We start from the raw sequence: 16283 nt of genomic DNA, 5'->3' as shown, positions 1-16283 counted from the left end.
TTAGTAGCGAACGGGCAGCGGGTCGTCGGCCATCTGGTCGGTGCGGTCGACGTTGGTCCGCGGCGCGATACTCGTCAGGAGCTGCTTGTTGCTGCGCGAGGCCTGCCTGGCCTTGCTGAGCTCCTTGCGCGTCGCGCGATCCAGCTCCGGGGTGATCGCCGTGGTGCCGGTCACCGTGGTCGGCGCGAGCATGGCGTTCGCCACGACCACCTGGCTGGGATCGACGCCGATCGTGGCCCCATCGAAGCCCACGCCCGCGGGCCCGACGCCGATCACGCTCACGCCATCGGTCAGCAGCGCACGGCCGTTGGCGTCCGTGAGCATGTTGCCGTTGGAGTCGAAGAGCCGCGCCTGCAGGTTCGCAACGCCCGAGGGCACGACGCCCGGGGAGGTGCTGCCATTCGAGGTGCCCGTCGTCGAGCCGTTCGAGGTGCCGGTCGTCGTTCCATTCGACGTGCCCGTGGTCTGGCCCTGGGTCAGGTTCGGCTGCGGATTCGTGCCGTTGCCGGTGTTGCTGCCCTGCGTGCCGTTCGCGGGAACGCCGAACACAACCTGGTTGCCGCCGCTCGTGTTGGCGACGATCCCGGTGGACGAGCCTTGCGTGCCCGTGTTTGCGTTCGTCGAGGCGTTTGCACTCGTCGATGCGTTTGCGTTCGTGGCCGCGTTGGCGGCTGCCCCGGGGGCGGCCACCGCTGCGGTCCCGCCTCCGACACGTGCTCCGCCGCCAGTGGTGGCGCGTTGCGCGAGCGCGGCATTCGCGAACAACGCGAGTGAGACTGCGAGAATGAGGGTCGTAGGCCGTTGCTGACGCATGGTGCACTCCTTCCGAAGGTGAATGATTTCCCTCCGGTAGAGCTGCAAGTGACGTGCCAAGAATTAGGGTCAGACCACCATTTCAATTTCACACGCCTGGAGAAATGGTGGTCTGACCCTAATTCCCGCTAATTTTCGTAGAGGTCCCGGTAACGCTTGAGGACGGCCGCGTCGTCTTCCTCGGCGTAACCGCGACGCACGGTGTCGAGGAAGATCTCGCGTGCGCAATCGGCCATCGGAGTTTCGAGGCCGAGGCTGCGTGCGACGTCGGTGAAGAGGCCGACGTCCTTGGTGAGCACTCGCGCGGCGGCGTGCGGCGTGAAGTCGCCCTCGAGCGCGCGGGCCATGCGGTCTGTGAAGATCCAGCTGCCACCCGAGCTGGCGTTGACGACGTCGCGCACCTGCTTCGCATCGAGGCCCAGCTTCTCGGCGAGCGCCATCGCCTCGCACCCCGCGGCGAGGTTCGCGGCCGCGAGCATGTTGTTGACGACTTTCATGCGCGAGCCATCGCCGGGCCGCATGCTCACCCGGAAGCACTTCGCCGACATCGCGGCCAGCACGGCCTCGCACGCTGCAAACGCGGGCTCGCTGCCGGCAGCCATCACGGAGAGTGTTCCGGCGTGCGCGCGTGCGGGGCCGCCGGAGATGGGAGCATCGAGCATCGGTGTGCCCGCCAGCTCCGCCGCGATCGATTCGGCATCCGCGGGGGCGATCGTGCTGCACATCATCACCACGGCGCCGGCCATGAGGCCCTCGCGCACGCCGCCCTTCCCGAAGAGCGCGTCGCGTGTTTGCGTGGCATCCACGACGAGCGTGATGACGACTGAAGACGAGCGCGCAGCCTCGGCAGCACTGGCACACCCAACCGCACCGAGCTCCACGGCCATCGCCTGCCGCGCGGCCACGATGTCGTGCGCGCGAACGGTGAAGCCCTTGCCGAGCAGCGCACGGACCACGCCGAGGCCCATCGCCCCGGTCCCGACGATGCCGACGGTCTTCAGGAGCGGCTCACGCCTTGGGGAAGCGCGTGTCGCGCAGCACCGTGCACACCTGCAGGTGGTACTCGCTGTAGTAGCTCTCGCGGCCCTTCTGCTTCGCCTGGATGTGCTCGGCGTGCGTGGACCACGCGCGCTGGTGCTCCTCGGTGTCGAACTCGACGATCGTGCAGCGCTCGCCGTCGCCCGCGATGTAGACCTTGTGCTGGATGTAGCCGGGCATCGACCGGACGATCTCGAGCATGCGTTCGAGCGTCGTGCCGTACTCCTCTCCGGCATCGGGACGCAGGCGGTTGCGGAAGACGGTGAGCACCATCGGGTCAGGCTCCTTTGCGGGTGTATCCGTACGCGAGGTTGGTCCGGGCGCCGCCCTCGCGCTCATAGACGTTGCGGAAGTACGCGACGCGGTCGTCGGCGAGCGCCGTGCGCTGCTTCGGCGTGAAGGCATAGAGCCGCGCGTTGGTGTCGCCGAGGATGGCGCGCTTCACCGGACCGTCGGCCGCACCCAGCGGCGCGAAGCCGTAGCGCTTGCGCATGTCTTCTGGAATCTCCAACCGGCGCAGCGCCTCGATCTGCCATTGCGGCGAGCCGGTCCAGATCGCGTCCGTGCCCCAGACGACGTGATCCGCGCCCAGCCCCTTCACCAGCGAGCCCATGAGGAAGGCGCACACGCGCGGATCGGCCATCGTGCTCTGCGCGAAGATCTGGCCCAGGTCCGCGTAGACGTTGCTCACGCCGTATTGCGCGGGGATGTCGGCCAAGTCGTTCACCCACTCGATGCGCCCGGTGCGCTGGAGCTGCGCCCACGCATCCTCCGCCGTGCCGCCGCCCGGGAAGCGATACGCCGAGTGGTAGATCATGAAGTTCAGCTGCGGCCAGTCCTTCGCGGCCTTGCCCACGTCCGCGACCGTGGCGTAGCCCAAGAGGTGCGGGTACTGCTTCTCGATCGACGGCGGGAAGAGCCCCTTGTGCACGCACACGTTGCGAAGGCCCGGGTTGTCCTTGCTCCACTTCACCAGGCGCTCGTAGAACGGGTAGAGGAGCTTCTCGTCGTCGAGGCGGAACGGATGCTTCGCGAGGTGCTTGTTGGTGTTGTCGCCGATCGTGTAGCACTTCCACGAATCGGGCTTGAGCGTTTCCATCTCGCGCTCGGCGCGCTCCAGCCAGCCGTCCTGCCCGGGCGTGAAGATGGCGTGCGAGAACATGCGCTTCGTGCCCGCCTCCTTGTTCACGCGGGCGCGCGCGTCGAACTTCATCTCGTTGGTGAGGAAGGAATCGCGGGGATCCTCCGAGTACGAGCCGCTGATGCACGCGACCTTCGTGTCGCTGTCGAGGAAGATCTCCTTGAAGTAGTTGGCGAACTTCAGGTCCTCGATCGTCTGCGGCTTGCCGGCCAGCGCCGGGTTCCAGCCGGCCTTGCCCACGGCCTCGCGCTGGCGCACGAAGGTCATGATGCGCGTGTCGTCGCGAAGGAAATGCGTGTGCATGTCCATCACGAACTGGTCCTTCAGTGTGTCGGCCCGCGCCTGCGCCATCTCGGGCGTGGCGGCCTCGGCGCGCGAGACCGCGTAGAACGGCCCGTGCGTGTCGTTCATCGCGACGAAGGCCGCCGCCATGCCGCCCGCGGTGGTGAAGAAGCGCCGGCGGCTCATGCCCTGGTGCTTCGCGAGCTCGGAGCCGATCGCCTTCACGCGCGCCTCGAACTCGCGCTGCTTGGCGCTTTGCCGCGACGGCTCGAACTCGTCGGAGGAAACGCTTTGCACCGGGATCGGCGAGCGGAACAGCGACGATTCCGCCGGGGCCAGCGCGTCGATCTCGTCCTGCGTGAGGAAACCCATGGGACCTCCCGGAAGTGTCGGGAGGATATTACTCCGCGCCTATGCGGCGAGCTTCGAGGCTTCCAGGGAGCGCTTCCATTCCTCGAGCGTCGTGACGCGGGCGTAGACGGTGAGCGCGGCCATGAACGACGCATGCACGTCGGCGGCGGGAACCGTGCGGCCGTTGAACGTGAGCGTCCGGGCGGCGCACGCATCGTGGATCACGGTGGACGGCAGGCCGAAGTCCACGGCATGCCGCGTGGCCGCGTCGATGCACATGTTGCTCATCGCACCGCAGATCACCAGCTCCCGCGCGTTGCACTGCCACAGCTCGTCGAAGAGCATGGTGTCGCGAAACGCATTGGGGAAATGCTTCATCACCACCGGCTCCTCGTCGGCGGGCTGCACGGACGGGTGGATCTCCACGCCGGCCGAGCCGGGCAGGAAGAACGTCGCGCCCGCCTTCGTGGACACGTGCTGGATGTGGAAGCGCGGCCAGTCGCGCGCGCGGAATTCCGCGAGGAGCTGCGCCGCCTTGTCCGCGGCCGCTTCCATGCCCTCCAGCGCCATCAGGCCGCCGGGGAAGTAGTCGTTCTGGATGTCGATCAGCAGCAGCGCGGGCGTCTTCTTCATCAATGGATCTCCACGCAGGACGCGCCGACGGATTCGATCACCGCGAGGCCGTCGCCGGAAAGATTGGCGTGCTGGCCGGCTTCGAGCCACACGTCGTCGTTGGAGGCCTCCTCCGTGATCCAGAGGCGGCCGGCGAGCACCGTGATCTCCCGGCCCCGCGCATGCGAAAGACTGAGGATCTCGCCGTCCCGAAGCGTCATCTCGCGGCAAGTGCTCACAGGGCCCTCCCGTTCGTCGGCACGACGCGCTGCTTCATGTCGCGCGCATCGGGTGTGGTGAGGGCGCTGGCGACCGTCGCCGCACCCAGGACCAGCGCGATGATCGCGACCGGTCCCCAGAGGGAGACGGGCGTTCGCGGCCGGTTGGCAAACGCGTGGGCTTCGGGGCAGCAGGGGCAATCCATGGGAAACCTCCATACAAGTGTGAGCATTATTGGCACTTGCCCCCCGGCGTGCCAAACGATATCTTTTGCGTTTCCTTGATAATTCGGCTCACATATGGCCCAACGCCTGCCGCCGCTGGCTACGCTCCGCCCCTTCGAGGCGGCCGCGCGCCTGGAGAGCTTCTCGAAGGCCGCCGACGAGCTTCACCTCACGCACGGGGCGGTGAGCCACCAGGTGCGCTCGCTCGAGGAGCACCTTGGCACCGCGCTGTTTCACCGCCATGGCAAGCGCGTGACGCTCACCCAGGAAGGCCGCGTGTTCGCCGAGCGCATCCGTGCGGCGCTCACCGAGATCGCGATGGCCGCCGATGTGGCGCGCGATGCCCGGCGCGGCAACAGCCTCACCGTGAGCGTCCTGCCCTCCTTCGCCTCGCGCTGGCTGATGCCGCGACTCTTCCGCTTCATGGAGGCGCATCCCGAGATCCAGGTGAACGTGTTCGCCAACAGCGCCATGGCCAACTTCGCGGCCGACGGCGTGGACGTGGGCATCCGCTTCGGCCCGGGCCCGTGGCCGCCGCTGGTCTGCGAGCGCGTGCTGGGCGACGAGTGCTTCCCGGTGGCGAGCCCGAAGTTCAACCGCGGCCGGCTGCCGAAGAAGGCGAAGGAGTTGCTGGGGCTGCGCATCATCCGCGAGGACCGCGACTACTGGAAGGAATGGTTCGAGGCCGCGGGCGTGGAGCTCGAGGCTCCGCTGGGCGGCCCGTCATTCAGCGATGCGAGCTATTCGCTGGTGGCCGCCATCCGCGGTGAAGGTGTCGCCCTCACGCGCCGCTCCCTGGTCGGCGACGACATCGAGCAGGGCCGCCTTGTGCAGCTCTTCCCGCTCGCCATCCCGACGAAGGAGTCCTACTGGATCGTCTATCCGAAGGAGCTCGCCGAGTCCGCGAAGATCAAGGCTTTCGCAGCCTGGATGAAGAGCGAGCTGAAAACCAAAGAGAAGTAGAAGGCCGCGTTGCCAAGGTGCTGCAAATGAATAAAGGGGTCAGGACAACTTATTCGTACGCTTCTTTTTTCGAATAAGTTGTCCTGACCCCTTTATTCATGAACTACGAAGTTACCAGCCGATATCCTTCAGCATCGGCAGCGTCAGGTCCTTCGGCGGCTTCACGGAGTGCGTGAGGTCGGCGTTGATGAAGGGTTCCATCAGCAGGTTGCGCTCGGCGCTCGTGTCCCAGTGCGAGATCGAAGACCCCGGCTGGAACGGCTTCGGGTTGAAGAGCATCGTGCGGCCGAGGCGATCGGCGCCGCGCAGCTGCAGCCAGTTCATCTCGAGCTGCACCTTCACGTCGTCTCCGCCGGCGAGCGCGCCCTTGATGGCGTTGCCCGTGGCGAGCGTCACGCGAACCGACGGGATCTTCACCGTCGCATCGACGCCCGCCATGTCGGCCGGAGGCGTCACGTCGACGTTCTCGACCACGATCATCGCCTTCGCGCCTGCGTCCTGCACGACCTTCGCCTTCACCGCGAAGCCGCACACGCCGCGATCCACCAGCGCGACCTTGCCTTTCACCGCCTTGGCGTTGGCCGTGCTGAGCGCCGTGCAAGCGAGCCCCGTACCGTTGGTCTGGTCGACGACCTGCCCGACCTTCTGCTCCACGCGCTTGTCATCGAGCTGCGCGCCGAACGCGGCTTCACCGACCTGGTAAAGACCGGCGATCGAGAACGGCTTGGTGATCTGCAGCTGCGGCGTGCCGAAGTCCAGCGTGAAGAGCGCCGAGACCCAGGTGTTGAGCCCGGTCCAGACGAGGCGGCGCGAGTTGAGCGCCGAAGCGGCGCGCTGCGCATCCGTCATCTGGTTCCACGCCTTGTTCGCGTCGTTGTCGTACGCGAACTTGTCGTAGATGCTCGGGAAGCCGCCGTTGTAGGCGCCCGTCGTGCCGTTGGTCGTCGTCGAGAACCCGAGGCCGTGGCCGAACTCGTGCAGCAGGACCGTCGAGAGGTCGATCAGCGTGCCCGCATTCCCGTCGATGCCCAGGTAGAACGGCGAGCCCGCGAGGCAGTTGGGCTTGCCCAGCTCGGAGTTGAAGCGCGCGCTGATGTGGACGAAGTCGGGAACGAAGTCCTCGCCGGCGAGCTTGTTGGCCAGGGCGATGTGGTACCAGTGACCGGCCACGACCGTGCCCTGCCCGGGAGCCGCGGGGAAATCGCGGTTCACGAACGTGGGACCGGCCGAGCCCAGCACCGCGGAGTTTGCGTCGCACGCGAGCGGATCCATGCGCGCACCGACGTAGATGTCCACCGTGCTCTGCAGGTTGGCACCCCAGATCGAGGCCGCGTACGCAAAGGCGTTCAGCCGCTGCTCGCCGAGCGTGGTGCCCGGGTTGCCGCCGACCGGCGCCGCGGGCGTCGGATCGTTGAAGCCTTCGCCGGGGCCATCGAAGTTCACGATGAAGATGTTGGCCGCGGAGGCGGGAAGCGCCGCCAGGCCGGCCGTGGCGAAGAGCGCCGCCATCAGTTTCTTAATGGTCATGGCGGTCCTCCTTCACGGTCTTGCGGGTGAGCACGTCGAGTGCCGCCTCGGTACCCGTCACGCACTGCATGACAGGGCGGCCGCTGGCATCGCGGGTGACCACGGAGTTGGACATCGCGCTGTCGTCGAGCGACATGATCACGCCGCCCTTCGGAGAAGTGAACGTGATCGGCGGCGCGGAACGCGCGGCCGCTTTGGACTGGGTGCCCGACGCCTTCAGGGCTTCTTCCGGAGACTGGTCGACCAGCACGCCGGAAACGGGATCCTTGTATGCGCGGAAAGCGGGAGCGGGCGCCTGCGAGTCCCAGCGGGACATCGCGGTGCGCTGCGCATCGCTCGGAGTGACGATACGGACGTTCGGCAACTGCAACGTGTCGGCGTGCGCAAGCGGCGCGCAGGCCAACAGGACTGCACCCAGCAACGGGTGGATTTGTTTTACTGCACTCATCAGTGACCCCCAATTGTGTCGAGAGCTGCGGATGGCTAGCCGGTGCGCACGGCCGTCGCCTGCGGATACCCGGGCACGTCTTCGCGTGACGCGGGCGACACATTTAGCGCTTGTCGGCGCAACGTGTCGATACCCGGCGAACAAAAAAAATCACCTCGCATCCCTGTCCTACAGCGGAATAGCGAGGTGATTCAGTCGTGACTTATGCAGGCCGCGATTTTCGCGGCTTGTGCGTTACCAGATGCGGCGATTCTCGTTCGTGAGCGGTTGCTCATCGCCGCGCTGGTTCTCCTGCGGCTCCTTGAACTTCGGTTGCTCGTCGCCGCGTTGGCCGCCACCGCCGCGCTTGCCACCGCCGCGCGGGCCGCCTTGCTTCTGCCCGCTTCCGGGCCGGCGATCCTGCTGGAAGGGACGCTCCTGCGCCATCGGCACCTCGTGTCCCGAGACGTACGCGCGCAGATGCTCGCGATCGACGGCCGCAACCGGCGGCGGTCCCTGGTTGCCCGCATCGTCGGAGATATCGCGACGCGCGTTGTTCGGCAGCGCGCGATTGCCCGGCTCGAGGCCGTCTCTCGCGCCGCCACCCGGGCCACCACCCTGGCCACCGCCTTGCCCGCCGCGTTGGCCACGTCCGTGGCGTTGTCCGCCCTGGCCGCCTTGGCCACCACCACCTTGGCCTTGCCCGCCTTGACCACCACCACCTTGGCCTTGTCCGCCCTGGCCGCCGTGCCCGCCCTGCGCACCCTGGCCCTGGCCGCCCTTGCCCTTGCGCTTGTTCTTGCCGAATTTCTTCTGCGCGTTCGGCCCGTTGCCCGGTTGTCCCTGTCCCTGGCCGCCGTGCTTGCGATGGCCTTGGCCCTGGCCGTGACCCTGCCCTTGTCCTTGCGGACGCGGACCGCGCTGGCGCTTGCCGCCGCCGCCGAGGTTTGCGATCGAAGAGTGGATGCCAGGCGCTTCGTGCGAGATGCCCGGGGGTTGGAGATCGTCCACTTCGTAGTCGTCCCCATCCGATGAAGAATCCGATGCCGATGCCGAGGCTGCGGCCGGGGGCGCCGACATCATCGGCGGCGGCGAATCCTGCTTCAAGCCGCAGAACTCCATCAGCTGCAGCGCTTCGCCCTCTTCCATCTCCTTCATCATTCCGCGCTTGAGGAAGGTGGGGAGCGTCACCGGGCCGAAGCGAACGCGCATCAGGCGGCTCACCATGAGGCTCACGGCCTCGAACATCCGGCGAACCTCGCGGTTCTTACCCTCGCGCAGCACGACGTGGTACCAGTGGTTCGAGCCCTCGTCGCTGCCGCCGCGGTCCTCGATCATGTCGAACTTGCAGTTCTCGCCCTCGATGTCGACGCCCTCGACGAGCAGCTTCTGGCGGATCTCGTCGGTGAGCTCGCCCATCAAACGCACGGCGTATTCGCGCTCGACTTCGAAGCGCGGGTGCGTGAGGCGGTTGGCCAGCTCGCCGCTCGTCGTGAAGATGAGCAGGCCGCCGGTGTTGAGGTCGAGCCTTCCGACGGAGACCCAGCGCCCGTTGTGCACGCGCGGCAGCTTCTCGAAGACGGTGGCGCGGCCTTCGGGATCGTCGCGCGTGACGATCTCGCCCTCGGGCTTGTGATAGAGGAGCACGCGCGGCGGCGGGTCGCCGAAGCGCAGCGTGATGAACTCGCCGTCCATCTTCACCTTGTCGCCGGGACCGACGAGATCGCCCAGCTTCGCGGCGACGCCGTTGATGGTGATGTGCCCCTGGGCGATGAGGATCTCGATGTTGCGCCGCGAGCCGTGGCCCGACTGCGCCATGATCTTCTGCAGGCGTTCGCGCTTCGACGGGCTGCTGCCGCCCTGGCGCTCCTGCCCACCGGGGCCACCCTTGCCCTTGCCGCCTTTGCCGCCGCGGCGGCGCTTGCCGCCACCGCCGCCGCCGGCACCGCCACCGCCACCGGCGTTGCCCTGGTTGGGTTTGGCCCATTCGGGCACGACGCCGCCCGGCCAATCGAGGCGCTGGGCGTTGCTGTTCTGGCGAGGAGGTCTATCCCGCATGGTCGGGCTCCGTATCTTCTTCGGGGAGGAGGGGTTGCTGCACACCCGCGGGCGCGGGGTCGGGTTCCGTGGCGGGAGCCACGGATTCAAGCGCGGACTGCAGCTCGTCCAGCGCCGGGAGCTCCTCGAGGGAGCGCAGGTTCAAATCGTCCAGGAAGCGGCGGGTCGTCGCGAAGAGCGCCGGGCGGCCCGGGGTCTCGCGGTTGCCGACCTCGTCCACCCAGCCGCGCTCGACGAGCGCGTTCAGCGTGGCGGGCGAGACGGCGACGCCGCGGATGTCCTCGATGTCGCCGCGCGTGACCGGCTGGCGGTACGCGACGATCGCGAGCGTCTCCAGCACGGCGCGCGAATAGCGCGGCGGCTTCTCGTTGGTGATGCGGTCGAGGAACGGCTGGTACTCCGGCTTCACGCGGAAGCGCCAGCCGGTGGACACGGTCGTGAGCTCGACCACGCGGTCGGCCCATTCGTCCTTCATCTCGTCCAGCACCTTGCGGATGTTGTCGGCCGCGACCTCGCCGCCGAACAGGCGCTTCAGCTGCTGCACGGTGAGCGGCTCGGGCGTGGAGAGCAACGCCGCCTCGAGCACGCGCTTCACCTGGGCGATGTCGAAGGTGTCGCTCGTGGCGGCGGCCTCTTCGGCCTCCTCCAGCGGCTGCGCTTCGGCGACGGGCGCGGTGTCTTCCGCGGGGATTTCTTCTTCGGGAGTGGCGTGATCGTTCATGGCTTCACGAGATGGCGAGCAAGGGGCGCTCGGACTTCAGCTTCACGTAGATGGGATCGAAGGGCGTCTGCTGCGTGATGTCGATGAGCAGCTCGCGCGCGAGCTCGAGCAAGGCGAGGAAGCTCACCACCAGGACCGGAACGCCGTGCTCCGGCTGGAAGAGCGTCGAGAACTCGACGAAGGTGCCGGGCTGCAGCTCGCGCAGGATGCGGCTCATGTGTGCGCGCACCGAAAGCTGCTCGCGCGTGATGCGGTGGTGCTTGGTCATCTTGGCGCGGGCGAGGATCGAGCGCCAGGCCTCGGAGAGATCGGCCACGTGCACGCCGGGCAGGCGCTCGGCGACCGTCTGGTCGATGTACACCTCGACCAGCGAAAAGTCGCGGCCCGCCACCGGCATCTCGGAGATCTGCGCGGCGGCCTTCTTCATCTGCTCGTACTCGAGCAGGCGGCGCACCAGCTCGGCACGCGGATCGTCCGGCTCGGCTTCGTTCTCGCGCTTCGGGCGCGGCAGCAGCATGCGGCTCTTGATCTCGATCAGCAGTGCCGCCATCAGCAGGTATTCCGCGGCGAGCTCGAGCTGGTTGGTGCGCATCATCTCGACGTAGCCCATGTACTGGCGCGTGAGCTCCGCCATGGGAATGTCGAGGATGTCGAGCGAGTGCTTGCGAATGAGGTAGAGCAGGAGGTCCAGCGGGCCTTCGAACGCGTCGAGGAACACCGACAGCGCCTCGGGCGGGATGTAGAGGTCCGCGGGCAGCTCGGTGAGCGGCTCGCCGCGGATCCTCGCCACCGGCATCGCGAGGTCGAGCACGGGCTGGCCCGCGTCGCCTTCGGTGGCGATGCGCGGATCGTTCGCAGCCTTGTGTTGCGTCGTCATCGCTTTCCGTAGAGTTGTGCGCCCAGCGCGTTGCTCATGCCCGTCGCGTCGTGGGCGACATCAGGCACTTCCACCAGCTCCCAGTTGAGCTTGGCGCCCACGTCGGCCGATACGCGCGTGGCGGCCTTGAAGAAGTTCTCGCCGCGCTCGACCCGGGTGGCGCCCTGCTTCATCGCGCCGTCGGTCTTCACGAGGTTCTCGTCGTCGGGATCCGTGTCCTTCTCGCCCAGCAGCAGGATGAACTTGCGGCTGAAGGCGTCGCGCACCTGCGCTTCGCCGGACTTCGAACCGATCAGCGAGAACGGGTAGCTCGTCTCGACGCCCTTGTCCTTGCGCCACTCGGGCAGCAGGTGCCAGCCGGGGTTGCCCGCGGCGTAGAGCGAGGCCTTGCTCTGCGGGCGCAGCAGCAGCATGCGCTCCACGAATTGCCCGCCCGCCGAGTGGCCGAAGATCCGGTAGTCGGCCTGGCCGTCGCGCATCTCCTCGAAGAGATGGTCGATCGCGGCGTAGGTCCACTTCTCGGGGTTGTCCGTCTCCGTGACGCCGCCCAGGTTGTACCAGGCCGCCTTCGGATAGTCCTTCTGCGCGAACTCGGGGGCGATCACGAGGAATTTGTAGCGGTCGGCGAGATCGACCCAGATGTCGCGGTAGTGCGAGGCGTTGCGCTTCACGCCGTGCATTACGAACCAGATCGGGCACGTCGAGTCGCAGGCCTTCGGCCGGTACGTATAGACGCGGATCGGACGGTCGGCGTTGCCCTTCCGGTCGGTGAACACGTAGCTCCACTTGCCTCCGGGCACGGGCGTCGCCGCAACGGCGGACGCCGTGACTCCCGCGAATGCAAGGGCGAGGACGATACGCATCAGGGTTTTCATCTGTGTTTATCCGTGTTGATCCGTGGACATCGCCTTAGCCGTAATTGAGACCCATCGCCTCGCGAACGTCGCGCAGCGTCTCGTCGGCCAGGTCCCGCGCCTTTTCGCATCCGTCCTGGATGATGTTGCGCACGAGCGTCGGGTCTTCCTCGTACTGCAGGGCCCGCTCGCGGATCGGCGCAATCTCCTTGTTGATGGCATCGATCACCGGCTGCTTGCACTCGAGGCAACCGATGCCCGCGGTGGTGCAGCCCTTCACGACCCATTCCTTCGTATTCGCGTCCGAGTACACCTGGTGCAGGTTCCACACCGGGCACTTCTCCGGATTGCCCGGATCCTGCCGGCGCACGCGCGCGGGGTCCGTGGGCATGGTGCGGATCTTCCTGGTGACGTCCTCGGGCTTCTCGCGCAGCATGATCGCGTTGCCGTAGCTCTTGGACATCTTGTCGCCGTCCAGGCCCAGCAGCTTGGGCGTCTCGGTGAGCAGCACGTCCGGCTCGACGAGGATCACGCGGCCGCCGCCTTCGAGGAAGCCGTAGAGCCGCTCCTTGTCGCCGAGGGTGAGGTTCTGCACGTCCTCCACCAGCTCGCGCGCCGCTTCGAGCGAGACATGGTCGCCTTGCTCCTGGAATTTCTTGCGCAGTTCGCGATAGACCTTGGCCTTCTTCGGGCCCATCTTCTTCACCGCGGCTTCCGCCTTCTCCTCGAAGCCCTTCTCCTTGCCGAAGAGGTGGTTGAAGCGCCGCGCGATCTCGCGCGTGATCTCGACGTGCGCCGTCTGGTCCTCGCCCACGGGGACCTTGTTGGCTCGGTAGATCATGATGTCGGCCGCCTGCATGAGCGGGTAGCCGAGGAAGCCGTAGGTGTGGAGGTCGTGGCCTCGCTCGCCCAGCTTCTCGATCTGGTCCTTGTACGTGGGCACGCGTTCCAGCCATGCGAGCGGCACGAAGAAGGACAGCAGCATCGTGAGCTCCGCGTGCTGCGGCACGCGGCTCTGGATGAAGAGCGTGGACTTGGAAGGGTCGATGCCCACCGCGAGCCAGTCGACGAACATGTCCCACACCGTCTGCTCGATGACGGACGGATCCTCGTAGTGCGTGGTGAGCGCGTGCCAGTCCGCGGCGAAGAAGTAGCACGGGTACTCGTTCTGGAGCTTGACCCAGTTCTTGAGCGCGCCGTGGTAGTGGCCGAGGTGCATCGCGCCCGTGGGGCGCATTCCGGAAAGTACGCGATCCTGGAACATGCGTTAGACGTTGAGCCCGAAGACGTTGATGGTGAAGTTGGTGAGTGCCAGGACCGGCGGCAGGAAGATCGCCTGGTTCACCGCGGGGATCATCACGAGCAGCAGGACGATGAAGAATCCGTAGCGCTCGATCTGCGCGAACTTGTACGACGCGGCGCCGGGCAGCAGCGCGACCACCATGCGCCCTCCGTCCAGCGGCGGGATGGGAAAGAGGTTGAGGATCGCGAAGACGACGTTCACCGTGACGCCGGCCATGGCGACGGAGAACCAGTAGTCCGCGACCAGCGAGCCCGAGGTTTCGAAGAACGTGAGCAGCAGCTTCGCGACAAGGGCCCAGATCACCATCTGGATCAGGTTCGACACGGGTCCCGCGGCGGCGACCCACAGCATGTCTCGCTTCGGGTCGCGGAGGTTACGCTCGTTCACCGGGACCGGCTTCGCCCAGCCGAACATGTAGCCGGACAGGATGACCGTGAGCAGCGGAAAGGCCACGGTGCCGATCGGATCGATGTGCTTGGCCGGGTTCAGCGTGACGCGGCCCAGCATGTACGCGGTGTTGTCGCCGAAGTGGCGCGCCACGTAGCCGTGCGCGGCCTCGTGCAGCGTGATCGCGAAGATGATGGGGATCGCGTAGATCGCGATCTTGATGAGGATGTTGTAGACGTCCATCAGTGCAGCGCGGCCTTCACGAACCCGAAGGGGCGGATGTCGCCCTTGCCCTCGCGCAGCAGGACCGGCGCGTCTCCCGAGAGGTCGATCACCGTGGTGGGCGCGATGCCGCACGGGCCCGCGTCGATCACGGCGTCCACCTGGTGCTCGAGGCGGGCGCGGATCTCCTCCGCGTCGTTCATCGGCTGGCCATGGTCGGGAAGAATCAGGGTCGAAGAGAGCAAGGGTTCTTTCAATTCGTCGAGCAGCGCGAGCGGCACGGGGTGGTCGGGGATGCGCACGCCGATCGTGTGGCGCGGGTGCAGGAGGCGGCGGGGCACGTCACGCGTCGCCCGCAGGATGAACGTGTAGCTGCCGGGCGTGTTGGCCTTGATCAGGCGGTACTGGATGTTGTCCACCTTCGCGAATACGCCGATCTCCGAGAGCTCGCGGCAAACCAGGGTCAAGTGATGCCTTTCGTCCACGTTGCGGATCTTGCGGATGCGTTCCATCGCGGCCTTGTCGCCGATGTGGCAGCCCAGCGCGTAGCAGGAATCGGTGGGATAGGCGATCACGCCCCCGGCCCGAACGATGTCCACTGCGGCCCGGATCAGCCGCGGTTGCGGGTTGTCCGGATGCACCGTGAAAAACTGCGCCATTGAAAACCGAGCTCCCCGGCTCGTGCCCGCCTAGCGGGCGGCTAATGCGTCCATTTGGACCACACCGGCTTGCACGTGACGGGAAGCATGGGCAGCTTTCCCGGCTCGTAGGGGCTTTCCCCCGGCCCGTGGTAATCGGCGCCGCGCGAGGCGAGGAAACCATGCTCCTCGGCTATCCGGCGCCACGTGGCGTATTGCTCGGGGCGGTGACTGCCTGTCACCACCTCGATCGCTTCGCCACCGAGGCTGCGAAACTCTTCCAGCATCGCGTTGCGGAACGCGGGCTTCAAATCGTAGCGGCCGGGGTGCGCCAGGACTGCGGTGCCGCCGGCGGCCTTGATCCAGTCGATCGCGTCCTTGAGGCTCGCCCATTCATGCGACACGTAGGCGGGCTTTCCCTTCGCGAGGTACTTGTCGAACGCGGCCTGGATGTTCTTCACCTTGCCGCTCGCCGCGAGATGTCGCGCGAAATGCGTGCGGCTCACCATCGATTCGTTCTTGGCCAGCGCGAGCGCTGGTGCCAGCGTATCCGGTATTCCCAGGTTGGCGAGCGCTTCCGCGATGCGGTGCGCCCGAGTCAACCGTCCCGCGCGGATCGCCTGCAAGCCCGCCGACAGCACCGGATTGTCCGGGTCGATCGCGAGGCCCACCACGTGGAGCGTCGTCTTGCCCCAGCTGACCGAGATCTCGACGCCGTTCACGAGCTTCACGCCGACCCTTTCCGCAGCCACTCGGGCTTCGGCCAGGCCATCCGTCGTATCGTGATCCGTCAGCGCTATCGCATCCACGCCGCACTTCGCGGCAAGCTCCATCAACTGCGTGGGGGACAGCAAACCATCCGAGCAGGTCGAATGGTTGTGGAGATCAAAGTTGTCCAAATGAGGCGACTTCGAGGAAACGGTTGATATTGTAGCAAAATCCGTCATTTTCCGAGGGAATTCGATGAGTCTGCAGCCGGTGCAGTTTGGCGATGAAGGGCAGGTCGCGACACGCGAGCTGGCGGTGCGCTACCGCGAGGCGTGCCTGCGCGACGCGAGGCTCGTGGCCCTGCGCCCGGGCTTCGACATGCTCGAGGCCATCGACCGCCAATACGGGGGCTCGCGCAGGCTCGAGCTGGAGGATACGGACGAGCTGGTGGCGGGCCTCCTGAACGACTTGGCGCGCCTGCGTGCGGAGCCCGAGCTGGCGCTCGGGGTGGCGCTCTGGGCCATGCGCCATGAGGTGGAAATGGGGGCGGTGGAGGTCGTCGTCAATGCCCTCGCGCAGCGCTCGAACAACGCGAAATCGCCGCAGGAGCTCTCGGCGGTGTTCGGCCTCATGCAGGGCCTGATCGCGAACGTGACGCCCCTGCTCTCGGCGGACCTGGAGCGCTCGAATCCCGAGCGCCCGTGGCGGATCCTGCACATCAATTTCGCGATCACGGCCATCCGCACCGAGGACCCGGCGATGATGGACTTCGCCTTCGACGCGCTGGACGAGGCGCTGCCCGGCGAGCGCGGCGGTTTCTATTCCGAGGCCCTCGCGCTGGTGCTCGCCCCGGGTGTCGCCCCGGCCGTGCGGGAACGAATCGAGGCCCGTCATCTCAAATGGACAGCAGGCCGTTAG

Annotated in this window: 19 protein-coding genes; 2 read left to right on the top strand and 17 right to left on the bottom strand. The window is 66.8% G+C overall.

The annotated features are described in order from the left end of the window. From DSM104443_RS05050 to DSM104443_RS05020, 7 genes are all read right to left on the bottom strand, one after another. Complete coding sequence (locus DSM104443_RS05050) at nucleotides 1-813, bottom strand: hypothetical protein (protein WP_171090065.1); 813 nt, start codon at nucleotides 811-813, stop codon at nucleotides 1-3. A 128-nt stretch (nucleotides 814-941) separates the two neighbouring features. After that, the gene (locus DSM104443_RS05045) at nucleotides 942-1799 is read right to left on the bottom strand and encodes an NAD(P)-dependent oxidoreductase (RefSeq protein ID WP_246232891.1); all 858 of its coding nucleotides are present in this window, start codon (nucleotides 1797-1799) and stop codon (nucleotides 942-944) included. A gap of 22 nt (nucleotides 1800-1821) precedes the next feature. Then, on the bottom strand, nucleotides 1822-2124 hold the full coding sequence (locus DSM104443_RS05040; protein ID WP_171090061.1) for an antibiotic biosynthesis monooxygenase family protein: 303 nt from the start codon (nucleotides 2122-2124) through the stop codon (nucleotides 1822-1824). Nucleotides 2125-2128: 4 nt separating this feature from the next. After that, nucleotides 2129-3646 carry an amidohydrolase family protein gene (locus DSM104443_RS05035; protein ID WP_171090059.1) on the bottom strand — a complete coding sequence of 506 codons (1518 nt, stop codon included), beginning with the start codon at nucleotides 3644-3646 and terminating at the stop codon, nucleotides 2129-2131. Between the two features lie 39 nt (nucleotides 3647-3685). Then, nucleotides 3686-4258, bottom strand: coding sequence for a cysteine hydrolase family protein (locus DSM104443_RS05030; protein WP_171090057.1), 573 nt, complete (start codon nucleotides 4256-4258; stop codon nucleotides 3686-3688). After that, entirely contained in the window at nucleotides 4258-4476 is a 219-nt protein-coding gene (locus tag DSM104443_RS05025; RefSeq protein ID WP_171090056.1) for a DUF2917 domain-containing protein, read from the bottom strand. The genes DSM104443_RS05030 and DSM104443_RS05025 overlap by 1 nt, the downstream gene beginning before the upstream one ends. Next, nucleotides 4473-4661: a hypothetical protein gene (locus DSM104443_RS05020; protein WP_171090054.1), complete on the bottom strand. Its 189-nt coding sequence runs from the start codon at nucleotides 4659-4661 to the stop codon at nucleotides 4473-4475. The genes DSM104443_RS05025 and DSM104443_RS05020 overlap by 4 nt, the downstream gene beginning before the upstream one ends. 94 nt (nucleotides 4662-4755) lie before the next feature. On the opposite strand from DSM104443_RS05020, the gene gcvA reads away from it, so the two are divergent. Then, complete coding sequence (gcvA, locus tag DSM104443_RS05015; protein WP_171090052.1) at nucleotides 4756-5643, top strand: transcriptional regulator GcvA; 888 nt, start codon at nucleotides 4756-4758, stop codon at nucleotides 5641-5643. A gap of 111 nt (nucleotides 5644-5754) precedes the next feature. Here gcvA and DSM104443_RS05010 read toward each other — a convergent pair whose 3' ends face one another. The 10 genes from DSM104443_RS05010 to DSM104443_RS04965 all read right to left on the bottom strand — a co-directional run bounded on the left by DSM104443_RS05010 (nucleotide 5755) and on the right by DSM104443_RS04965 (nucleotide 15511). Further along, nucleotides 5755-7170: a PA domain-containing protein gene (locus DSM104443_RS05010; protein ID WP_171090051.1), complete on the bottom strand. Its 1416-nt coding sequence runs from the start codon at nucleotides 7168-7170 to the stop codon at nucleotides 5755-5757. Further along, entirely contained in the window at nucleotides 7160-7618 is a 459-nt protein-coding gene (locus DSM104443_RS05005) for a post-PEP-CTERM-1 domain-containing protein (protein ID WP_171090049.1), read from the bottom strand. Before DSM104443_RS05005 ends, DSM104443_RS05010 begins: the two co-directional genes overlap by 11 nt. Nucleotides 7619-7852: 234 nt before the next feature. Continuing rightward, entirely contained in the window at nucleotides 7853-9655 is a 1803-nt protein-coding gene (locus tag DSM104443_RS05000) for a pseudouridine synthase (protein WP_171090047.1), read from the bottom strand. Then, on the bottom strand, nucleotides 9645-10376 hold the full coding sequence (gene scpB / locus DSM104443_RS04995) for an SMC-Scp complex subunit ScpB (protein ID WP_171090045.1): 732 nt from the start codon (nucleotides 10374-10376) through the stop codon (nucleotides 9645-9647). The genes DSM104443_RS05000 and scpB overlap by 11 nt, the downstream gene beginning before the upstream one ends. Nucleotides 10377-10380: 4 nt before the next feature. Continuing rightward, a complete protein-coding gene (locus tag DSM104443_RS04990) occupies nucleotides 10381-11172 on the bottom strand; it encodes a segregation and condensation protein A (RefSeq protein WP_246232885.1) in 792 nt (263 codons plus the stop codon). A 77-nt stretch (nucleotides 11173-11249) separates the two neighbouring features. Beyond that, the gene (locus tag DSM104443_RS04985) at nucleotides 11250-12116 is read right to left on the bottom strand and encodes an alpha/beta hydrolase family protein (protein WP_171090041.1); all 867 of its coding nucleotides are present in this window, start codon (nucleotides 12114-12116) and stop codon (nucleotides 11250-11252) included. A 46-nt stretch (nucleotides 12117-12162) separates the two neighbouring features. Then, complete coding sequence (locus tag DSM104443_RS04980) at nucleotides 12163-13371, bottom strand: tryptophan--tRNA ligase (protein ID WP_171090039.1); 1209 nt, start codon at nucleotides 13369-13371, stop codon at nucleotides 12163-12165. 3 nt (nucleotides 13372-13374) lie between these two features. Then, nucleotides 13375-14040: a site-2 protease family protein gene (locus DSM104443_RS04975; protein WP_171090037.1), complete on the bottom strand. Its 666-nt coding sequence runs from the start codon at nucleotides 14038-14040 to the stop codon at nucleotides 13375-13377. Continuing rightward, nucleotides 14040-14678: an L-threonylcarbamoyladenylate synthase gene (locus DSM104443_RS04970; RefSeq protein WP_171090035.1), complete on the bottom strand. Its 639-nt coding sequence runs from the start codon at nucleotides 14676-14678 to the stop codon at nucleotides 14040-14042. The genes DSM104443_RS04975 and DSM104443_RS04970 overlap by 1 nt, the downstream gene beginning before the upstream one ends. A gap of 41 nt (nucleotides 14679-14719) precedes the next feature. After that, nucleotides 14720-15511 (bottom strand): PHP domain-containing protein, encoded by a 792-nt coding sequence (locus DSM104443_RS04965; RefSeq protein ID WP_425509621.1) that lies wholly within the window; start codon nucleotides 15509-15511, stop codon nucleotides 14720-14722. Between the two features lie 109 nt (nucleotides 15512-15620). Between DSM104443_RS04965 and DSM104443_RS04960 the strand changes: the two genes are divergently transcribed. Then, entirely contained in the window at nucleotides 15621-16283 is a 663-nt protein-coding gene (locus DSM104443_RS04960; RefSeq protein WP_171090031.1) for a hypothetical protein, read from the top strand.

It is taken from the genome of Usitatibacter rugosus (assembly GCF_013003965.1).
Taxonomy (GTDB): Bacteria; Pseudomonadota; Gammaproteobacteria; order Burkholderiales; family Usitatibacteraceae; genus Usitatibacter; species Usitatibacter rugosus.
The sequence above is the reverse complement of the archived record's forward strand: the minus strand, read 5'-3'. Positions and strand labels throughout refer to the sequence as shown.